18 protein-coding genes and 1 tRNA gene are annotated in these 18780 nt (G+C 44.9%); 7 read left to right on the top strand and 12 right to left on the bottom strand.

From position 1 onward, the window contains the following. Positions 1 to 246: 246 nt before the first annotated feature. From flgE to R7M72_RS21540, 6 genes are all read right to left on the bottom strand, one after another. On the bottom strand, positions 247 to 1560 hold the full coding sequence (gene flgE / locus R7M72_RS21565; protein WP_005382030.1) for a flagellar hook protein FlgE: 1314 nt from the start codon (positions 1558 to 1560) through the stop codon (positions 247 to 249). Between the two features lie 30 nt (positions 1561 to 1590). Further along, complete coding sequence (gene flgD, locus R7M72_RS21560; RefSeq protein ID WP_005382029.1) at positions 1591 to 2301, bottom strand: flagellar hook assembly protein FlgD; 711 nt, start codon at positions 2299 to 2301, stop codon at positions 1591 to 1593. Positions 2302 to 2318: 17 nt separating this feature from the next. After that, positions 2319 to 2732 carry a flagellar basal body rod protein FlgC gene (flgC, locus tag R7M72_RS21555; protein WP_005393132.1) on the bottom strand — a complete coding sequence of 138 codons (414 nt, stop codon included), beginning with the start codon at positions 2730 to 2732 and terminating at the stop codon, positions 2319 to 2321. A gap of 5 nt (positions 2733 to 2737) precedes the next feature. After that, positions 2738 to 3133 (bottom strand): flagellar basal body rod protein FlgB, encoded by a 396-nt coding sequence (flgB, locus tag R7M72_RS21550; RefSeq protein ID WP_005382026.1) that lies wholly within the window; start codon positions 3131 to 3133, stop codon positions 2738 to 2740. Between the two features lie 303 nt (positions 3134 to 3436). Continuing rightward, positions 3437 to 4264, bottom strand: a complete 828-nt coding sequence (locus R7M72_RS21545; protein ID WP_005382024.1) for a CheR family methyltransferase — start codon at positions 4262 to 4264, stop codon at positions 3437 to 3439. A gap of 11 nt (positions 4265 to 4275) precedes the next feature. Next, the gene (locus R7M72_RS21540; RefSeq protein ID WP_005382022.1) at positions 4276 to 5202 is read right to left on the bottom strand and encodes a chemotaxis protein CheV; all 927 of its coding nucleotides are present in this window, start codon (positions 5200 to 5202) and stop codon (positions 4276 to 4278) included. 76 nt (positions 5203 to 5278) lie between these two features. Here R7M72_RS21540 and flgA point away from each other — a divergent pair, with 76 nt between their 5' ends. The 3 genes from flgA (at position 5279) to R7M72_RS21525 (ending at position 6909) form a co-directional block, all read left to right on the top strand. Beyond that, positions 5279 to 6025, top strand: a complete 747-nt coding sequence (gene flgA / locus R7M72_RS21535) for a flagellar basal body P-ring formation chaperone FlgA (protein ID WP_005382020.1) — start codon at positions 5279 to 5281, stop codon at positions 6023 to 6025. Positions 6026 to 6141: 116 nt separating this feature from the next. Continuing rightward, positions 6142 to 6456 (top strand): flagellar biosynthesis anti-sigma factor FlgM, encoded by a 315-nt coding sequence (gene flgM / locus R7M72_RS21530; RefSeq protein WP_017819976.1) that lies wholly within the window; start codon positions 6142 to 6144, stop codon positions 6454 to 6456. 27 nt (positions 6457 to 6483) lie between these two features. Then, positions 6484 to 6909, top strand: coding sequence for a flagella synthesis protein FlgN (locus R7M72_RS21525; protein WP_005382015.1), 426 nt, complete (start codon positions 6484 to 6486; stop codon positions 6907 to 6909). Positions 6910 to 7012: 103 nt separating this feature from the next. Here the strand turns inward: R7M72_RS21525 and flgP are convergent, their stop codons facing one another. Next, positions 7013 to 7444 (bottom strand): flagellar assembly lipoprotein FlgP, encoded by a 432-nt coding sequence (gene flgP / locus R7M72_RS21520; RefSeq protein ID WP_005382014.1) that lies wholly within the window; start codon positions 7442 to 7444, stop codon positions 7013 to 7015. Positions 7445 to 7453: 9 nt separating this feature from the next. Further along, positions 7454 to 8092, bottom strand: a complete 639-nt coding sequence (locus tag R7M72_RS21515; RefSeq protein ID WP_005382013.1) for a FlgO family outer membrane protein — start codon at positions 8090 to 8092, stop codon at positions 7454 to 7456. Between the two features lie 169 nt (positions 8093 to 8261). On the opposite strand from R7M72_RS21515, the gene R7M72_RS21510 reads away from it, so the two are divergent. From R7M72_RS21510 to R7M72_RS21500, 3 genes are all read left to right on the top strand, one after another. Continuing rightward, positions 8262 to 9395 carry a flagellar assembly protein FlgT gene (locus R7M72_RS21510; protein ID WP_005382012.1) on the top strand — a complete coding sequence of 378 codons (1134 nt, stop codon included), beginning with the start codon at positions 8262 to 8264 and terminating at the stop codon, positions 9393 to 9395. A 175-nt stretch (positions 9396 to 9570) separates the two neighbouring features. Then, positions 9571 to 9647 (top strand) — tRNA-Arg (locus tag R7M72_RS21505). Positions 9648 to 9926: 279 nt separating this feature from the next. Then, positions 9927 to 10433, top strand: a complete 507-nt coding sequence (locus R7M72_RS21500; protein ID WP_005382011.1) for a hypothetical protein — start codon at positions 9927 to 9929, stop codon at positions 10431 to 10433. A gap of 114 nt (positions 10434 to 10547) precedes the next feature. Here the strand turns inward: R7M72_RS21500 and R7M72_RS21495 are convergent, their stop codons facing one another. The 4 genes from R7M72_RS21495 to chiP form a co-directional block, all read right to left on the bottom strand. Next, a complete protein-coding gene (locus R7M72_RS21495; RefSeq protein WP_006743033.1) occupies positions 10548 to 11510 on the bottom strand; it encodes an OmpA family protein in 963 nt (320 codons plus the stop codon). A 642-nt stretch (positions 11511 to 12152) separates the two neighbouring features. Further along, positions 12153 to 13580, bottom strand: coding sequence for a glutamate--tRNA ligase (gene gltX / locus R7M72_RS21490; protein ID WP_005384075.1), 1428 nt, complete (start codon positions 13578 to 13580; stop codon positions 12153 to 12155). A gap of 177 nt (positions 13581 to 13757) precedes the next feature. Next, positions 13758 to 14354, bottom strand: coding sequence for a DUF2057 domain-containing protein (locus R7M72_RS21485; protein ID WP_005382008.1), 597 nt, complete (start codon positions 14352 to 14354; stop codon positions 13758 to 13760). Positions 14355 to 14477: 123 nt separating this feature from the next. Beyond that, positions 14478 to 15599: a chitoporin gene (gene chiP, locus R7M72_RS21480; protein WP_033906930.1), complete on the bottom strand. Its 1122-nt coding sequence runs from the start codon at positions 15597 to 15599 to the stop codon at positions 14478 to 14480. A gap of 478 nt (positions 15600 to 16077) precedes the next feature. On the opposite strand from chiP, the gene R7M72_RS21475 reads away from it, so the two are divergent. Further along, a complete protein-coding gene (locus R7M72_RS21475) occupies positions 16078 to 18774 on the top strand; it encodes a copper-translocating P-type ATPase (RefSeq protein WP_318056319.1) in 2697 nt (898 codons plus the stop codon). Positions 18775 to 18780 lie beyond the last annotated feature (6 nt).

The raw sequence follows: 18780 nt of genomic DNA, 5'->3' as shown, positions 1-18780 counted from the left end.
GAATTAAAAATCAACAATGAAAAGAGGTCAATAGAGGCAGAAAACTGTAACGAGAGGCAAGGTTTTGATCCATACGGCGGCAACAGCGGCAAATCGTAGATCAAAGCATGCTTAGCCTGAGTGAGGTGTATTCAGGCTAAGCATCAGATGAATGTCATGATGAAAATGAACAAAGCGGTAATTACTAAGAAGCAATCACACGCCATTGCTTACTCAAGCAGAGTATCGAATGACCCAGCTAGTGCTCTAGCGGATCTGTAAGATATTCTGTTGTAGTTGGTTGTGTACTTCTAGCGAACGTGAGTTTGCTTGGAAGTTACGCTGAGCAGAGATCAGGTCCACCAACTCCTGCGTCATATCAATGTTTGACTGTTCCAGCATACCGTTATTGATGGTGCCGAAAGAGCCTTTATTTGATTCACCCCAGATCTTGTCACCAGAGAACTGCGTTGAATCCCATTGAGTGCCGCCTTTCTTATCCAGACCTTGCTCGTTTGGAACACGTACGAGAGCAACACGACCCAATGTAACGTTTTCACCGTTTGAGTAAGTTCCCAATACGCTGCCGTTTTCATCGAAGTCAACTTTGGTTAGGAAGCCCGTCGTTGCACCGTCTTCGTCAAACTTAGTCAGTTCGAACGGAGCCGCAAACTGTGTTGCTGAGCCTAAGCCGAAGTTAAGCGTCTGCGCAGGATCGGCACCATTCATATCGACTGGTGTCGTGTTCGTCGCCGGATCGCCCAGAGCCACAGAAGTGATTGGCTGACCATTGTTCAAGCTCGCCAACGTACCATCGTTGTTGAACTTCATGGTATGCCCCACATGACCTGTTGGCGTTTGCGCATCACCAGCCGCAACATTTAAAGGCTTTTCACCTTCTTTATCTGTCACGGTGTAGTAAGTGTTCCATGTATTTGGCTGAGTCTGATCTTTCAAGTAATACGTCGTTAGCTTGTAAGACTGACCCATCGAGTCATAAATTGTCGAAGAGGTTGAACGGTTGTATGTATCTGGGTCTGAAAAATCAAACTGCGTTGGATCTTTCAAATCGCCGTTCGCTGGCAAGTTCACACCCACTTCAATGTTTGCTGTTTGTTTTGGCTTACCAAATTCAGCAGGAATATTGATGGGTTGTGGCTCGTATGAAGAAACCTCACCAGAGCTTGGGTCCACTTGGTAACCTAATAAGAACTCATCGTTCGCGGTCACCATGTAGTTTTCTTTATTTAAGTGAAATGCACCATTACGTGTCAGTTCATTCTGTTGTGGAGTTAGACGCTCTTTCGCTACAGCGAAAAAACCTGTCCCCGAAACACGCAAATCCATTGGGTTGTTGGTGTAAATGCTAGAGCCTTCATGGAACTGCTGTGCCACTTGGCTTGCTTGCGCACCACCACCCGGTGTGGTTTTTGCGTTAGTAAATAAAGAGTTAGAGTAGACATCAGCAAACTCAGCACGGGACTCTTTAAAGCCGTAAGTGTTGGCGTTCGCAATGTTGTTACTGGTGGTGTTCAAATCCAGTTGGGCGGCGGACAAACCGCTTAAAGATACATATGACATTCCAAAATCTCCTAATCTAGCGAGCTATGACTACGCTTTGCCGACTTCCAATACTTCTGCAAGTCGAACTGGCGATTCAAAACCAGCCAGATTGAGTAATACGTTTCCGTCACCTTTGCCAAGCAATACGCTGTTTACGTTGGCGTATGTCGATACTGGGAACTCTTGCGACTCCCCTTCAACTAAGCCAGACGCTTTCACTTTGTATTTGCCAGCTGGCAGTGGATTTCCGCTTTCATCTTTACCGTCCCAAAGCACACGCGTGTCGCCGGCTGGTTTCGCCCCTACCTCAAAGGTACGAACCAGTTGGCCAGCTTCATCCTCTACACGAACAAACAGATTATCGATAGATTGTGAAAGCTTAACCATTGCCGCCATTGGTGCGTCGTCCTGCTTCACACCTGCTGCTCCTGGGACCAATACGTCACGCCCTACCAAAGAGGAAGCTTGTAACGCTTGATTTGATGTCATTGACGAATTCAAACTCTCAAACTGAGTGTTCATCTTGCCAATGCCATCAACGGTCGCAAATGAAGCCATTTGCGCAATCATCTGGTCATTACTTACCGGCTTAAAAGGGTCTTGCTGAGACAGTTGCTTCGTGAGCAATGATAAGAAGTCTTCCTGTTTTAGGTCCTGCTTACCCGTGCTCTCTTCCGCTTTCTTGTTACTCTCTTGTAGACTTTTAAGCTGGTCGATATAGGACAAGCCGCTTTGACCAACGTTGTTAATTCCGGCCATACGCTACCCCCTTATCCTTATTGACCCATCTGCAGCGTACGCAGCAGCATTTGTTTACTAGAATCAGCGACCTGTACATTAGTTTGGTATGCACGAGAAGCTGAAATCATGTTTGCCATTTCTTCCATTACATTGACGTTAGGCTTGTAAATGTAGCCTTCTTCGTTTGCAAGGGGATGGTCTGGGTTGTACTCCGCACTCAGCGGTTTATCACTTTCTACAATACCCATCACTTTCACTGGCACCGTATCACCGCCACGCATGGCGTTACTTAACTCTGCACCAAACACTGCATGACGCGCTTTGTAAGTGTCTTTCGCAGAGCTGCTGACACTGTCGGCGTTCGCCAAGTTGCTTGAGGTAGTATTCAGACGAACGGATTCAGCGCTCATTGCGGAACCTGTCACATTGAAAACGTTAAATAAGCTCATCTAAATTATTCCCCTTTGATTGCTTTGGTTAAGTTCTTGAATTTGCTGCCTAGAAAGTCGAGTGATGCTTGGTGTCTGATTTGGTTTTGCATAAACAAGTTACGCTCTAAATCCAAGTCTACCGTGTTGCCATCTCCCGTATCTGGTTGCGTAGGAAGACGATATAACTTGTCCCCAACCAACGTTGTAGTGGCAGGAATATGCCGACCATCTGTGCGACTAAGACCAATGCTTGCCCCAGATGTTGCCGCTTGCAATTCCTTCGCAAAGTCTAAACCTCTTGCTTTGTAACCAGGCGTGTTTGCTTGTGCGATGTTGGTGGAAATCACCTCTGCATTGCGCTCACGTACGCCCACCGTGTGCTGGTGGATGCCTAGTGCATTGTCAAAAGATATAGCCATGTTTGCCTCTACAATTAAGAACTGACCGTGATTGATAACCAAAAAGCAATTAGCATGCCAAAACCTAAAGCATTACACCAACCTAGTGGTTACCGTGAATTGAAATAGCAATAAGTGAGCCAAAGTAACTGGAATGTCATGTCGTATCACTTTGTTCACTTAATAAAGATACACCGTGTTGAGGGCACAAGGCAAAAACGCGCTTCAACTAATTGAGTGATACATGAAGCGCTCGGCGCAGAAAGGTAACAAACAAAAAAGCCTGACACGAAGTCAGGCTTTTATATCAATGAAGAGATACCGCTATTTAAGCTTGTAAATGATGCCCGGATTACAGCGCACCATTTCAAATTTATCAGTCAGACCAGTTAGCGACTCTGATGCCCCTAACAGCAAGTAGCCACCAGGGTTTAAACTGCTCGCCATTTGGTTAAGCACTTTAGATTTCATTTCTGGAGAAAAGTAAATCAATACGTTACGACAGAAAATGATGTCGAACTTACCCATCAGTGCGTAACTGTCCATCAAGTTTTGTGGACGAAAGTTCACCAAACGCTTGACGTTATCTTTGACTTTCATGCGACCACCGTCCGCATTTTCAAAGAAGGTGCGACGACGTTCTGGTGAAAGCCCGCGACCCAAAGCCAAGTTGTCGTACACCCCTGCACGACACATCTCGAGCATACTTGCCGAAATATCTGTGGCTGTAATGGACACGTTTGGTAACAAGCCCGGCTTGCGCTGTTGCGTTTCCAGGATCGTCATTGCAATAGAATACGGTTCTTGGCCCGATGAACTGGCAGCAGACCAGATCTTAATTGGGCGCTTGCTTGCCGCTACTTCTGGCAATAATTTGTCAGCTAAAACCGTGAACGGATAAGTATCTCGAAACCACAAGGTTTCGTTAGTCGTCATCGCATCCACAGCGGCGACTCGTAATTCTCGATTACGCCCTGTAACAACATCACGTAGCAAATCTGATAACGATGCGAGCTTAAACTTCGTCACTAAAGGACTCAGTCGGCTACGCACGAGGTATTGCTTGCTATCACCTAACACGATGCCACATTGCGATTCTAGAAAACGGCTAAAGTCACGATACTCTTGATCACTGATTGTAATAGCAGTCATTAATGTCTCTTTTATTGTGTTAATGCAGATTTAACCGCGTTACCCAACTCATCTGGGTTAAATTTCGCAATGAAGGTGTTGGCACCTACACGCTCAACCATAGCTTGGTTGAATACACCACTTAATGAAGAATGGAGGATAACATAAAGGTCTTTCAAATCGGCATGTCTGCGAATTTCAGCCGTTAAGGTATAGCCGTCCATTTCTGGCATTTCAATATCGGAAATAACCAACGAAATTTGATCGTAGATATTGCCTTCTTGAGCCATTTCAATCAACTTATTGTACGCTTCTTTGCCGTCTTTGACAGATACGACCTCAAAACCGATGGATGTAATCGCACGCTCTACCTGTTTACGCGCGACCGTCGAGTCATCAGCAATCAGTATGCGGCGTACAATAGGCTTTTCTTGTTCTGCTTGTGCGATTTCTTCGCCAATAGCGGAATCCATCGTTTCATCAACTGGCGCAATTTCTGCCAGGATTTTTTCAACGTCAAGGATTTCAACCAGCTCATTGTCAATGTTTGTCACGGCAGTCAAGTAGTGCGCTTTACCTGCACCGTCTGGCGGTGGCAAAATCGCTTCCCAATGCATATTGATAATACGCTCAACCGATGATACCAAAAATGCTTGGATCGTACGGTTAAATTCTGCAATAACAACAAAACATTTATCTAAATCAGTGGTTGGGCGGCCACCAATTGCCAGGCTCAAATCAATAACGGACACGGTATGGCCGCGGATATGAGCGATACCTTTAACCAGAGGGTGTAGATTTGGCATTGAAGTCAGCTTAGGGCACTGTAGTACTTCTTTCACTTTGAATACGTTAATGCCGTAGCGCTGTCGGCCCATCAGTCGAAAGGTCAATAATTCCAATCGGTTCTGACCGACGAGTTGCGTACGCTGATTCACCGAGTCAAGAATCCCCGTCATATGCTCATCTCCATCTCAAACTTTTTGTTTTTAAATGATACTCTACCACTGGCAAGCACGATACCAGGGAGACAGTATGGCGTATTTCACTTTCACTTCGACACCATTGACTATGACAATATGTAGAGCGCTAATTACAAAGTACGCTAAGTCTATCGGCATTTTGCTCAGTATGTTTAGCTTTTTTGTTCATTCAGCTTCAGATAATCAGATCGAGCAAATAAAAACAGCAGCAGAACAACATATTCTTGCTACGGTTGATCAGCCTGATGGTGGCGAGCTATCTGTTAATGCGGCAGAGATCGACTCGAGAATAAAAGCAACGGATTGCCCTGTTCCATTAGATACATCTGCCTCTTCCACCAGCAGCACGAGAAGTAACATCAATGTGTTAGTGGAATGCCAACCGGATGACTGGAAAGTCTATGTCCCTGTGAGGATCTCGGTATCAGTACCAATGATCGTCGCGACACGAACATTAGGGAGAGGAGAAATCGTCAGCGCATCGGATGTTACCACTTCCATGATCGAGCTACAGCGCTTTCGTAAAGATGGATTTTCTAGCTACGATCAAGTGGTTGGGGCAAAGCTAAAGCGTAATGTTCGTTTAGGCGATGTCGTAGAGAGAAATGATGTTTGTGTGGTATGCCGAAATGAAAAGGTCATTATCAAAGCGGTGAATTCTGGCATGACGATCACAACGCAAGGCACAGCATTGCAGGATGGTTCAGCTGGCGATCAAGTAAGAGTGAAAAATGATAAGTCACAACGTATAATAGAAGGCATAGTGACTGACATTGCGGAAATCACTGTTAATTTTTAATACCCACTGGTAGCGTGTTTAAACTGATCAATAAAAATGCAAAAAATGACTAAAGTTATTTTTGCGCTGGTCGATAGTCTGGATACCAGTATTACGATACAAGGCAAAGGTTAAACATGGCAGGTATAGATAATATACGTTCAGGGCAAATGATGACGACAACAAGTCGTGCTCCTACACGTAACGATTCCAATGCTACCAGCACGACAGAATCAAAAAAGGCGCCAGCGCAACAAGACGCAGTATCACTCAGCCAGCAAAGTAAAGCCGTCAGTAAACTCCAGAAGGATATGGCAGCTTCTCCGGCATATGACAGCGCCAAAGTTGCAGCAATCAAAGAAGCTATCACAAACGGTTCATACAAAGTCGATCCTGAAAAATTGGCTGACAACATGATTAAGTTTGAAAACGAATTGCAAGGCAAAAGCTAACTGACTTAGGCCGAAGGTAAGTATTTTATGGCAGCATTAGTCGATCTCGTTAATTTCCAGCTAGAAAATGCTAAGGCACTTTCCGCTGTTTTACGCCAAGAAACACAAGCAATCACGGCGCGTGTCTCTACCGAGATTGAGAACATTGCCAAACAGAAGATGACGCTCATTGATCAGCTCAGAACAACTGATCAGCGAATCGCCTCTCACCCGCACGTCAATCAACTTACTGAAGATGAGCACCTAAGTCAGGTTGTTGCTCAAATCCAATCGATCGTCCTCGACTGTCAACAAGTTAACCAAGTAAATGGCGAATCGCTTAGTCGCGCACAGCTGAGCTTCAATAAACTCAACAACATGCTTCAGCGAACTCATGGCAAAGTTGGCATGACCTACAATGCGGGCGGAAAAACCCACACCATCTCGACGCTTGGCACCAATATAAAAGCTTAAACGTCACTCCTACCCTCAATTCCCGCGCTCACGTAGATATAAAAAAAGCGACTCATTGTTACCAATCAGCCGCTCAAAAAGATTATCTGTCTAGTGAAATGGTTTAAAACAAGGTTTGCTGACGCTTCTCAGGTACCTGCTGAACTTCTCCATAATCACGTAGCTTATCCATCTTACGGATATCCAGACGCAGCTCAGTCACATAACTGTCTTCAACAAGATAACTACGCACAACTTCTGCACCACGAATTACACCATCGACGGCACCAGTGGTGCTTTCAATACCCAAACGCTGGTCTTGCAGCTCTGCACGTCCACTAACACGCATGCCATAAACTTGCTCTGCTAGCTCACGATAAGCATCAATTTTTGATGCGCGCATTGCTCGTACACGCTTTTCTTCTACTGTGCGGCCTGTTTGCTCACTGACGCTGGCGTAACCCACCGCCACTAAGATTTCATCTTGACGCATCTGTTGTAATGGCTGACACCCAACCAATATCAGTGTGGCAACAATAAATAATAACTTCTTCATGCTTCTATCCTATGGACGGAGAATCACAGTGTACGGCTGACGAATGGTAGGGTCAGAACGAATCAACACACCATCTTGTGTGCGGATGCTATTTAACGTATCTAAGTCACGCCCAATACGGTCAGCCGGAAGGAAACCTTGCGCTGTCGCTACAACTACACGGCTTTGCATGCCAACCACGCGTGCATTGACAAGCACTCCGCCCTCTTGGCGCAGCATTGTTCCGGTCAGTACATACTGAATTTGCTGCTCTTGAGCTAAATCTTGCCAATCACGACTTAAAGCAAAATCGCCCTGCTGCGTCACTTGAATAGAGCCCGTAGTTTTGAAATCAACCACTTTAAACCCTCGGCGCTGAAACTGATGGATAAAACCTTCAGAGACCGAGTTACCTAACCAGTTTGTTGCATCCATATTTTGTAGATCAACAAACGAGGTAATCGCAATCGGTGTCCGCGCTGATACTGCCACATTAGAAACCATCAGGTCTTCTGTCATGCTCTCAATGAAAAAGTCCATCGTATGACGCGGACTATCCATCAGCATGAACTGGCTTCCCGAGTAAGGTTCTTTACCATTGTAAATCGGTGAGTACGCGCACGATGTCAGAAGCGTCATCATCGATGCGGCGACAAGCCACTTTTTCATGGTTTGATTCTCCAGATAATCTTAGGTGATACCGTTCTTTATTAATTCCTTTCCAAGAAAGTGAATATTGGAACAGTCTTTGCTTTTCTTTGTTTGCCTAACGAAGAAAAACCCACCAAACTTCACTGAATTTGTTAAAGCAATATTTATACCCGAACGGTTGTAACCAATGAAAAAAATATTAAACAGTCTGTTTTCAATCACTTTAGTGATGCTTGTGCCTTTTAAGGTAATGGCATCTTGGTATGAAGTCACAGGCGTTGCCACCATCGTTTCTTCAGAAGAGACGGCAAGGCTCCATGCGTTGGAAGACGCGCTGTTCAAAGCCGTCAATTTTTCGGGCGCAGATATTGGCAGTATTAGCAACTTGATGCCGCTATTAGAAGAAAGCCGCAACGAATACCAGTTTACCAATCATGAAGTCCGTTACATTTTGGTCGAGTCTGAACGCAAACGTCGCGGTAAAGTCGAGGTAAAAATCCGCGTTGATATTTATCCATCGGCAACGGGTTGCCACACCGATCAATACAAAAAGACAATGCTGGTCGGCAATATTGAGGTCGCATCACCACAACAAGCAGTGATGGGACAAATTTATCAAGTTGGTGACGATTTTAGCCACGTAGTGAACCGTCAACTTGATCAAACCTCACGCAGCTTTGTGTCTGTTGGTACAACGGACTACTCAATAAGCAGCAACTATCCTGCTCGCACTCAAATGATCGCACAAGACAATGGCGCACAATACATCATTGGAGGGGTCATAACCGATCTCACTGCAACGGTCGAATCTCAACTATTGCAAGATGACATCATCAATCGTCAGTTTGCGTTAGAAATGAAAGTATTTGATGGTAAAACTGGCCATGAAATCTTCAACAAAGCCTACCGTGAGGTCGCGCGTTGGCCATTTGCTAAGACGAGTCAAGTGGACACTCGTAGTGCACGTTTTTGGGCATCGACCTATGGCGAGATGATGCTTCGCGTTAGTCGCAATATTATGTTGGATCTGGAGTCGGAGCTGTCTTGCAAAATTACATTGCCAGAGGTTGTGGCAGTCTTCGGTAATACCGTAACGATGGATCTCGGCCGTATGCACGGCGTAAAAGAGGGAGACAAATTGCAGCTTTGGCACACCGCGTCGTTTATCGACCAAAATGGATTGCCAAGAAACAAAGTCTCGCAAAGCGAAATTACATTAACGGTATCACGCATATACGAACACGAAGCGGAACTGACGATTGATCAGCCAAATTTAGCATCTAGCGTTCAAATTGGCGACGTAATGAACAAGATCCTATAAAAGCAAACATTAAGTCTTGAGATATGCTCACTTTTGAATATCATAGGCAGCGCATCTTATTTGATTATACCAATGACCGTAGCGAATCGTTCAACGTGATGCTGATACAGATCTGGTAGATTGCTAGATTTGAACTCAGTAAAACAGTGCAATGAACTGCAACTATTGGTATTACGCCCCCATGGCACAGCTGGATAGCGCAGTCCCCTCCTAAGGGACAGGTCGTAGGTTCGAATCCTACTGGGGGCGCCATATCATAGCCTTAGCTCCCACTTGAGCTAAGGCTTTTTTGTATCTTCAATTTCAAGCCTCGCACTGCTCCCCCTAGTACACCGTGTTAGATAATCTTCCCAGTAATCAATATGATCGGATCGGGTGTTTCGGTTACGGGATAAACCCTTCTACTGATCTGACTTCTTCCCCTTGAAATCATTTCAACAAGCCCTATTTACAGTTTTGTATTTTATTACTTTAATTATCTATGAGTTTTGCTTACCCTTTTAGCTATTAATAAAATTATTAGTTAGCACTATGTCTAAGAGCAATTTAATAACTAACACTGGACACCGCTTTATTTCTAAAGGCAAGACAGCCTTTAAGATACATATCCATACCCCCGAGGATACGGTACTACACCGCTCGGTAGGATTTGTTCGTATTGGAGAAAAGAAAGGCTTACAAAAAGCCATTAAGCTGAGAAACGAGTTAGGCCGGCAAATGTGGGGCAAATTCTGGCGACGTCTTTTGAAAGACCCTTACTTAATGACCAGGCTTCCACATAGCGTTGAGCCTAAAATCGTTCACAAGCCTAACCCTACTCTTGAAAACCCTGACAACCGAGATACGTGTTACATCGCCAAGTGGCGAGAGTTCAATGATGACGGTGAGTATAAATATAAAACGGTGGTTCGCTCTATTAGTAAGTACGGCAAACTTGCCGCCTACATGCAAACCAAAAAAGCGTTGTTAGAAGCACATAAAGATAACTTGGAGATCCTGACATTTATGGGGCGTTTAAACAGCATTGATCTTAAGTAATACCTAGCCACTTTGAACATTTCAGTCAGTTTTTAAAGAGAAATAAAAAGCCCCAAAGAGCGAACTCTTTGGGGCTTTCAGCTTCAGTCTTCTATACTACGGTCGAATAGGAGCTTATTGCTGAACTTGGTATTCAAATTCTGGAACAACGATTTCTACGCGACGGTTTTGTTGACGACCTTCACGAGTGTCGTTTGAAGCGATTGGGTTGTTTTCACCTTCGCCACGAGCTTGGATACGTGATGAATCAATACCTTTTTCAACGAGCGCGTTAGCAACAGACTCAGCACGTTTTTCAGAAACCTTTAGGTTGTAAGCTGCTGGACCAGACGTATCTGTGTAACCTACAACTTCAACGTTCGCTTGTGGGTGCTCGTTTAGGAAAGCAACTAGGTTATCAAGTTTTGCAGCGCTCTCTGGTTTTAGAGTTGTGCTGTTTAGATCGAAGCTACCTGTGCCAATTGTTTGAGTTTCGAATGTTTTCGTAACTACAACTGGCTCTTCTACCACTTCTTCTACAACCACTTCTTCAACAACAACTGGCTCTTCTACGATTACTGGCTCATCGTTGCCGCCGAATTTGAAAGAAACACCTAGTGTTGCAGTGTTACCTGTCGCACGAGTTACATCGTTGCTGATGTCAGTCAGTGTTTGGTATTCCGCACGAGCTGTTACGTTTTGGCTTAGGTTGAATTCAAGACCAGCCGCGCCTAGGTAAGAGTAATCATCTTTGCCATCAAACATTACGTAAGCGCCACCCACTTTACCGTAAAGTGCGATGTCTTCAGTGATTGGTAGGCTAAATTTAGGAGCAAGAGTGATTGCTTCTACGTGGCCACCGAAAGAAGTTTGGTTAAAATCACCGATGTTGTCGAAACCCGCTTCTACTGCGAAGTATTTATTCATTTCGTAACCAACAAAAGCGCCAAGAGTAGAATCGTCTTTGTCACAAGCCTGGCCCGCTACACACGCGTCTTCCATCCATGACTTACCCATCTTACCACCAACGTATACTTCTGCTTGTGCTGCTGAAGCCATAAGTAGAGACGCTGAAATTACCGCTGCTAATTTTTTCATTATTGATTCCTCTAAAGAAGTTCTTTTGTTAGATGCCGAAATGCGCCGTCTGACTGACGTTGTATTTCAATTCTTTTTATTCATTCCTTGAGTGAGATACTTAGTCAGCTTCTTTTTATGCACATGCATTTTTTTTATGGAAGCAACTTACGTACATTTCCTGTTCAGTGATACATATCGCCATCTCGGTATCGCTGACGGGATGAACTATAACGCTAAGAAATCGCGAGAAAAATCCCAATTCTGTCAATTTATTGTCATCATAAATCTCGACAACATGTGATCTTAAGCAAAAAAATCCCCACGCAATCACCACGCAAACGTTTGCTTTAATTTTTGGAACAACATAGCTAAAGCAAAGGTTTTTCTTAAAAATGAGACAAACAAAATGGAACTTTAAGGAACATGGATAAAAATCAATCAGATATTTGATATATAATCGCTCGTTTTTTATTCACGCCAACGATGTTTGGATTAAAAAATCTTATCCATATTGAGGTAATATTACAGGTGAAACCATCTCTTCATTCACCAATATGAGAGAAAGTTTCTCGTTATCTAAATTGAAGATACAAAAAAGCCGCGGTTGCTCACCGCGGCTTTGTGACTATTTATTCAAAAAGAACGTTCAGTTCAAAGCAATTATGCGTTTGCTTCACGCTCAGCAATGAACTCAAGCGCCATCTTAATGCGAGCAATACAACGCTCTTTTCCAACCAGCTCCATTACTGCATCGACAGAAGGAGACTGACCGCCGCCTGTTACAGCAACACGTAATGGCATACCGATTTTGCCCATGCCGATTTCCAACTCTTCACATACTGCTGCGATAACGCCATCTTTGATGTTCGCTGTCGTCCATTCAGTTAGTGCTTCCACTTTCGCTAATGCAAGTTCTAGAGGCTCTTTAGCCACGCCACGCAGGTGTTTCTTCGCTGCGCCCGCTTCAAACTCAGAGAAATCTTCATAGAAGTAACGGATTTGCTCAGCTAGCTCAACTAGTGTGTTGCAACGCTCACCCACCAGCTTGATCACGTCAGTAATAGCAGGACCATTCGTTACGTCTAGTTTTTGTTGGTCTAGATGCCATTGTAGATGCTCAGCAACGTACGCAGGATCTGAGTTCTTGATGTAGTGGTTGTTCAACCATTGCAGTTTGTCAGTGTTAAAAGCAGACGCTGACTTAGATACTGCGTTTAGGCTAAATAGATTGATCATCTCTTCTTGAGAAAAGATTTCTTGGTCACCATGAGACCAACCAAGGCGCACTAGGTAGTTGTTTAGTGCCGCAGGCAGGTAGCCCATATCGCGGTATTGCATGACTGATACAGCGCCGTGACGTTTAGACAGTTTCGCGCCGTCATCACCCAGGATCATTGCACAGTGTGCAAATGTAGGTACTGGCGCACCTAGTGCTTCGTAGATGTTGATTTGACGAGGCGTGTTGTTGATGTGGTCTTCGCCACGAACAACGTGCGTGATACCCATGTCCCAGTCATCCACTACTACACAGAAGTTGTAAGTAGGTGAACCGTCAGTACGACGAATGATTAGGTCATCCATTTGATCGTTGCGGATTTCAATGCGACCACGGATTTGATCATCAAATACTACGCTGCCTTCTTTCGGGTTACGGAAACGGATAACACATGGATCGCCATCTTTTGCCGCTTCGTTTGCTGCTTTGATTTTTGGATGGTTAGCATCGTAGCGAGGCATTTCTTTATTTGCTTCTTGCTCTGCACGGATTTCATCTAGCAGCTCTTTAGACGCGTAACATTTGTAAGCTTTGTCTTCAGCAAGAAGCTTATCAACCATTTCGTTGTAACGGTCAAAACGTTGAGTTTGGTAGTAAGGACCTTCATCCCACTCCAAGCCTAGCCATTCCATACCTTCAAGAATTGCATCAACCGCTTCCTGAGAGTTACGCTCAAGGTCTGTATCTTCGATACGTAGAACGAATTCACCACCTTGGTTTTTAGCGTATAGCCAAGAGTAAAGTGCAGTACGCGCACCACCAACGTGTAGATAGCCAGTTGGGCTAGGAGCAAAACGAGTTTTAACCGTCATTTGAGTTCCTTAGGGGTAATGAGCAACGAGAGATCTCTCGTTGTAATGTCAAGGATAAAAGTGGCGACATTTTACCACCGTAAGTCAATTCTACAATCGGTTTGACAACAGAAATAAAAACAGGGCAGAACCAAAAAGGCACAGCCCTGCTATTTACTGTTAAAGCACGAGACGAAATTACTTCAGGTTACGCATTGCCCATTGCATAAATTCTTGCTGCTCTTCACGGCTCAATTCATTAAACGATGCTTTGATTGTTTTGGTTTCCGCTGGAGAAGACGCAATGCTTGCCTTGGTCGATTCTTTATTCATTGCGTTGTTATAGTCGGCAACTTCTCGTTCGTAATCACGAAAACCTTGCAAACCACCTTTACGAAGTTGAACCATAGAGAATGCCACTTCTTTTCCGTTTTTGTCTTTCAATACCACTTTAGGATCGAGTTCGAAGGCTCTCGCCTCTTCAATAGTACGGAATGTTTGATAAGTCAGAGAAAGCTCGGTGTCTTTTTCTGCATCAAACTCTAATACCAGCGGCTGCGAATCGAATTTACGGCGCTTTCCATCTTCAAATACAATTTGTCCAACCGTTACCGCCAATTGGTTTTCCCCATCTTTTAACTCGATGCTGTTATTCTTGGATATCCACTCAGGGTAGACGAACTCGCCGTTGAGAACGCGAGGAACTAATTCAGATTGCAGAGTGAGTTGAGCTGCAAAAGCTGGCGCCGAAAGCATTGCGCAAAGTCCGAGAAGTGTCGTTGTTTTTTTCATCATGGTTTCTCACTTTATACCAATTTAGATAAGCCTCTAAAACTTACAGGCCAGTCATTTCAAAGGCTTATTTGAATAAGTATCAAGATAAAAAGGGCGTTTCCGCCCTTTTAGCTGCTTCTTTAATTAGAAGTAGTATTCAACACCTACAGAGAACTCGTCGTAGTCAGCAGACTTCCAACGTGCTTCTGTTGGTTTATCTAATTGAGACGCACCGTCGCCAAAGTCTAGAGTACGAGCACGTACGTACAGCACTGCCGATGGGTCTACGAAATACATAACTTGTGCTGATAACACATCGTCCGCTGTATCGTTAATTTTCTTACCATCACGCTCGAGATCAAAGTTAGCGGCGTAAGCCAGTTTGTATTGCCAATCACCCGTGGTGTACATGATAGCGGCAGACATTGCATCTTGCTTTTCACTCACACCATTGCTTGCGTCCGCTTCCATGTATTTGTATTGCGCAAAGAAAGAGATCCCGTTATCAAACCAGCCTTGTGCCCCTATCAAGTACGTGTTGTTTTCCCACGTTTGGCTTTCCATCTTGATATTACGGTTACCTTCATATGCCGCATCTAACTGGATAGGACCAATTTTGTAGTGTGCTGCGATACCACCCCAGTAGTCATCCCCTTCACCTAGACCTGCTTTATCACCTGCACCAGCTGCGATATCTAGGGAGAATTTGTCAGCAAACATTGGAGAGTCCCAGCGGATAGTGTTTGATTGACGGTCTTGGTACTTGGCGCCACCAATAGCACCACCCCAGTCGTATACATCGCCGAGACCAGGGTTAGATGCTGGCCAGTCAACCAATTCGTACATAGGTGTCAAAACGCGACCCAGACGAATTTGACCCCAAGATGCACTTTCAAAACCGACGAATGTGTCACGTTCACCAAGACCTGCGCCCTCGCCACCAAAGCTAGGGTCTACATAACCGCCTTCGATTTGCCAAATAAAAGTAGGGTCGAAGTTAGCAAATTGTTTTTTACCACGGAAACCAATACGAGATTCGTTGTTTAGCTGCATGCCACCCAAATCATCGTCCGTTGCTTTGCTACCAGAATCGTAATCGCGGTACGCGGCCTGCATCGCGATGATTCCGTAAACTTCATAAGAAAATGAATCTTTGGTTAGAAACTCTTTTGCTGCGTCACTGTTTGCACCATCAGCAAATGCAGCACCACTGAACATCATGCCGGTAATTGCCGTGGCAAGTAGGCTTTTCTTTAGGTAAGACATTATAAACCCCTATATTTTTAGTTTTTTCCATTTTCAAATTCACTAACTAGGACATGGCAGGAACTTGAAACAGTGTTTGGACGGGGCAAATATGACAAACTTTTTTCGCACTAAAAAACTTTCGCTACAGCAATCTGAGCGACTTCAAAATGAGAAGATCAAAAATAAAATAAATCAATAAAAAACAATTGGTTAACATCAAATATAAAAAATAAAAAACGTTAAAAGTACGTTTTGACACTGAACTGACATTGAGAGTATCTAAAAAACGTGAGCGACTTCATTCATCTTTTAGGTGTTTTAACGGAACTTTATATTCAAAGAGAAAAAACCTTGAGATCACTCGCAAGTAAAATGACCGTGCACTTGTGGGATTCGAGAGATTTTGACGAAATTGTTGTGAGTAGCAAATGGGTATTGACCTTACCCTTGCAGGAAGGTTTAAGCTCATAGCATCACTACTATTGAGGTGCAGATTATGTATCAGTTAGTTATACCTTTATCAGGGCTCAACTGCATGGGCTGTGCGAGAAAAGTTGAGAAGGCTTTACATGCAAATCACGATGTGGAGATCCTCAATTTGTCCCCGACGCAAGTAGAGGTCAAAACCGAGTCTTCTCTTAAAGAGCTCGTCTCGTCGATTGAATCTCTTGGTTACCAAGCAGGAAATCACTACGAACTAAACCTTTCAGGCTTAAGCTGTGGCGGCTGCGTCAAAAAACTTTCATCTTTATTAGAATCTAATCAAGACGTTATTTCTTTTGAGGCTTCAACAACGCACTTAGAGATTCGTACCCTCCTCTCCGAGCAACAAGTGATCGACTTAATAGCAACACTCGGCTATACCGCCAACCTTGATTCTGTCGAAGTAGAGAACGAAAGCTCACCAGAGACCGAACAGGTAGAAAAGCAAAGCAATATTAAAGATACGCAGGTGCCACCAGCGAGTATTCAATTGCAAATGCTGATTCAAGGCATGACGTGTGCGAGTTGCGTCTCTTCAGTAGAGAAAGCACTTACTAACGTAGAAGGCGTTGAGAAAGCACAGGTCAACCTCGCAGAACAAAGCGCACTAGTATTCGCAAGCCAAGACTCTGATGACCTCCTTAACGCAATTGTTGAATCGGTAAAACAAGCCGGTTACCAAGCAGAGATCCTACAAGACGCCGCAACCCAGCAAGAAAAGCAAGCGCAGCAACAACGTCAGCAACAAAAACGCTTTAAACTGGATGCTATTGCTGGCCTTGTCGTCGGTGCCCCTTTAATGATTTGGGGCGTTGCTGGCGGCAATATGATGATTCGCAACACCAACGACCAATTAGCTTGGGGCGCGATCGGTATCGTATGTTTACTCCTTCTTGCCACAGCGGGGAAACACTTCTTCAGTAACGCTTGGTTAGCAGCTACTCACAAGCGCGCCACCATGGACACGTTAGTCGCGCTCGGTACTGGCGCAGCGTGGCTCTATTCGATGCTTGTGGTGATTTTCCCAGACTGGTTCCCTCTTGCTTCACGCCACGTGTACTTTGAAGCGAGTGCAATGATCATCGGCTTAATTTCTCTTGGTCACTATATAGAGGCAAAAGCCAAAGCAAACACAACACGCTCATTGCAAGCTCTGATTAACCTGCAACCTCAGCAAGCTACGGTAATTGCGGAACAAGGCGATCAACAAATCGCGGTTGAGCAAATCACGCTAGGCATGAAACTGCGTATCAAACCAGGCGAGAAAGTGCCTGTTGATGGTGTTGTGATTCAAGGTGAATCATACATTGATGAGTCGATGCTCACTGGTGAACCAGTACCAGTGTTAAAAGCGCAAGAGGCTCAAGTGTCTGCTGGGACATTAAATACCGATGGTGGATTAGTCATTGAGGCAACGGGCATTGGCGCAAATACCATGCTGGCTCGTATCATCCGCATGGTGCGCACAGCGCAAAGCAGTAAGCCAGCCATCGCGAAACTGGCAGACCAGATTTCATCGGTGTTTGTCCCTGTCGTTGTTGGCATAGCAATACTGGCCGCGCTCGTTTGGTTTGCCGTTGGCCCAGAGCCAAAAGCGAGTTATATGCTGGTGGTCACCACAACCGTCCTGATCATCGCCTGCCCTTGCGCTCTAGGCTTAGCAACCCCGCTTTCTGTCACGGTGGGAGTGGGTAAAGCCGCAGAGCTCGGCATTCTGATCAAAGACGCCGACGCCCTGCAATTGGCAAGCAAAGTCGACACGGTTGTGTTCGACAAAACTGGCACGCTTACCCAAGGTAAACCTAGCGTTCAGCAAGTGTTTACTCACGCCACCAGCCAAGAAGATCTATTGGCTTTAGCGTATGCGGCAGAGCGTCAGTCTGAGCACCCACTGGCAAAAGCGGTATGTGATTACGCCAAACGACACGACGCAAAGGATGTCTCATTAGACAAGTTTGAGAACGTTCGCGGGCGCGGCATTTGGGCGACGTATCAAGATAAACCGCTACTCATTGGTTCGCTTCAATTTATGCAAGCAGAGAACGTCGAGACTAGCACACTAAAATCTGCCATCGATGAATGCGCAAAAAATGCGTGGACTCCGGTAGCTGTGGCATTGAACGGCGAACTGATCGGTCTGATCGCCATTGCCGACCCGATCAAATCAGATGCGAAACAAGCGCTCTCTGCATTAAAATCGCAAGGCATCAAAACGGTAATGCTGACGGGCGATAACCAACACGTTGCCAATGCTATCGGCCAAGAACTTGGTATTGATGAAGTGATTGCCCAAGTAATGCCAGATGATAAAGCTCAGCACATTGAGCAACTTCAATCTCAAGGACATGTCGTGGCAATGGTGGGGGATGGCATTAACGACGCCCCTGCTCTCGCGTTATCCAACCTAGGTATTGCCATGGGTAGCGGCAGTGATGTCGCCATTGAAAGTTCGCAAATGACCATCCTGAACACGTCACCAATGGCGGTAGTACATGCGATTGAACTCTCTCGCGCTACACTTAAGAACATGAAGCAAAACCTATTTGGTGCCTTTGTTTACAACTCGTTGGGTATTCCAGTTGCCGCTGGTGTGCTTTACCCAGCGTTTGGATTTTTGCTCAGTCCTGTTGTCGCAGGAGCGGCAATGGCACTGTCTTCAATTACTGTCGTTAGTAATGCAAATCGACTACGACTGTTTTCAGTAAAATAACCACTT

It is taken from the genome of Vibrio sp. YT-18 (assembly GCF_033337345.1).
Lineage (GTDB): Bacteria > Pseudomonadota > Gammaproteobacteria > Enterobacterales > Vibrionaceae > Vibrio > Vibrio alginolyticus.
The sequence above is the reverse complement of the archived record's forward strand: the minus strand, read 5'-3'. Positions and strand labels throughout refer to the sequence as shown.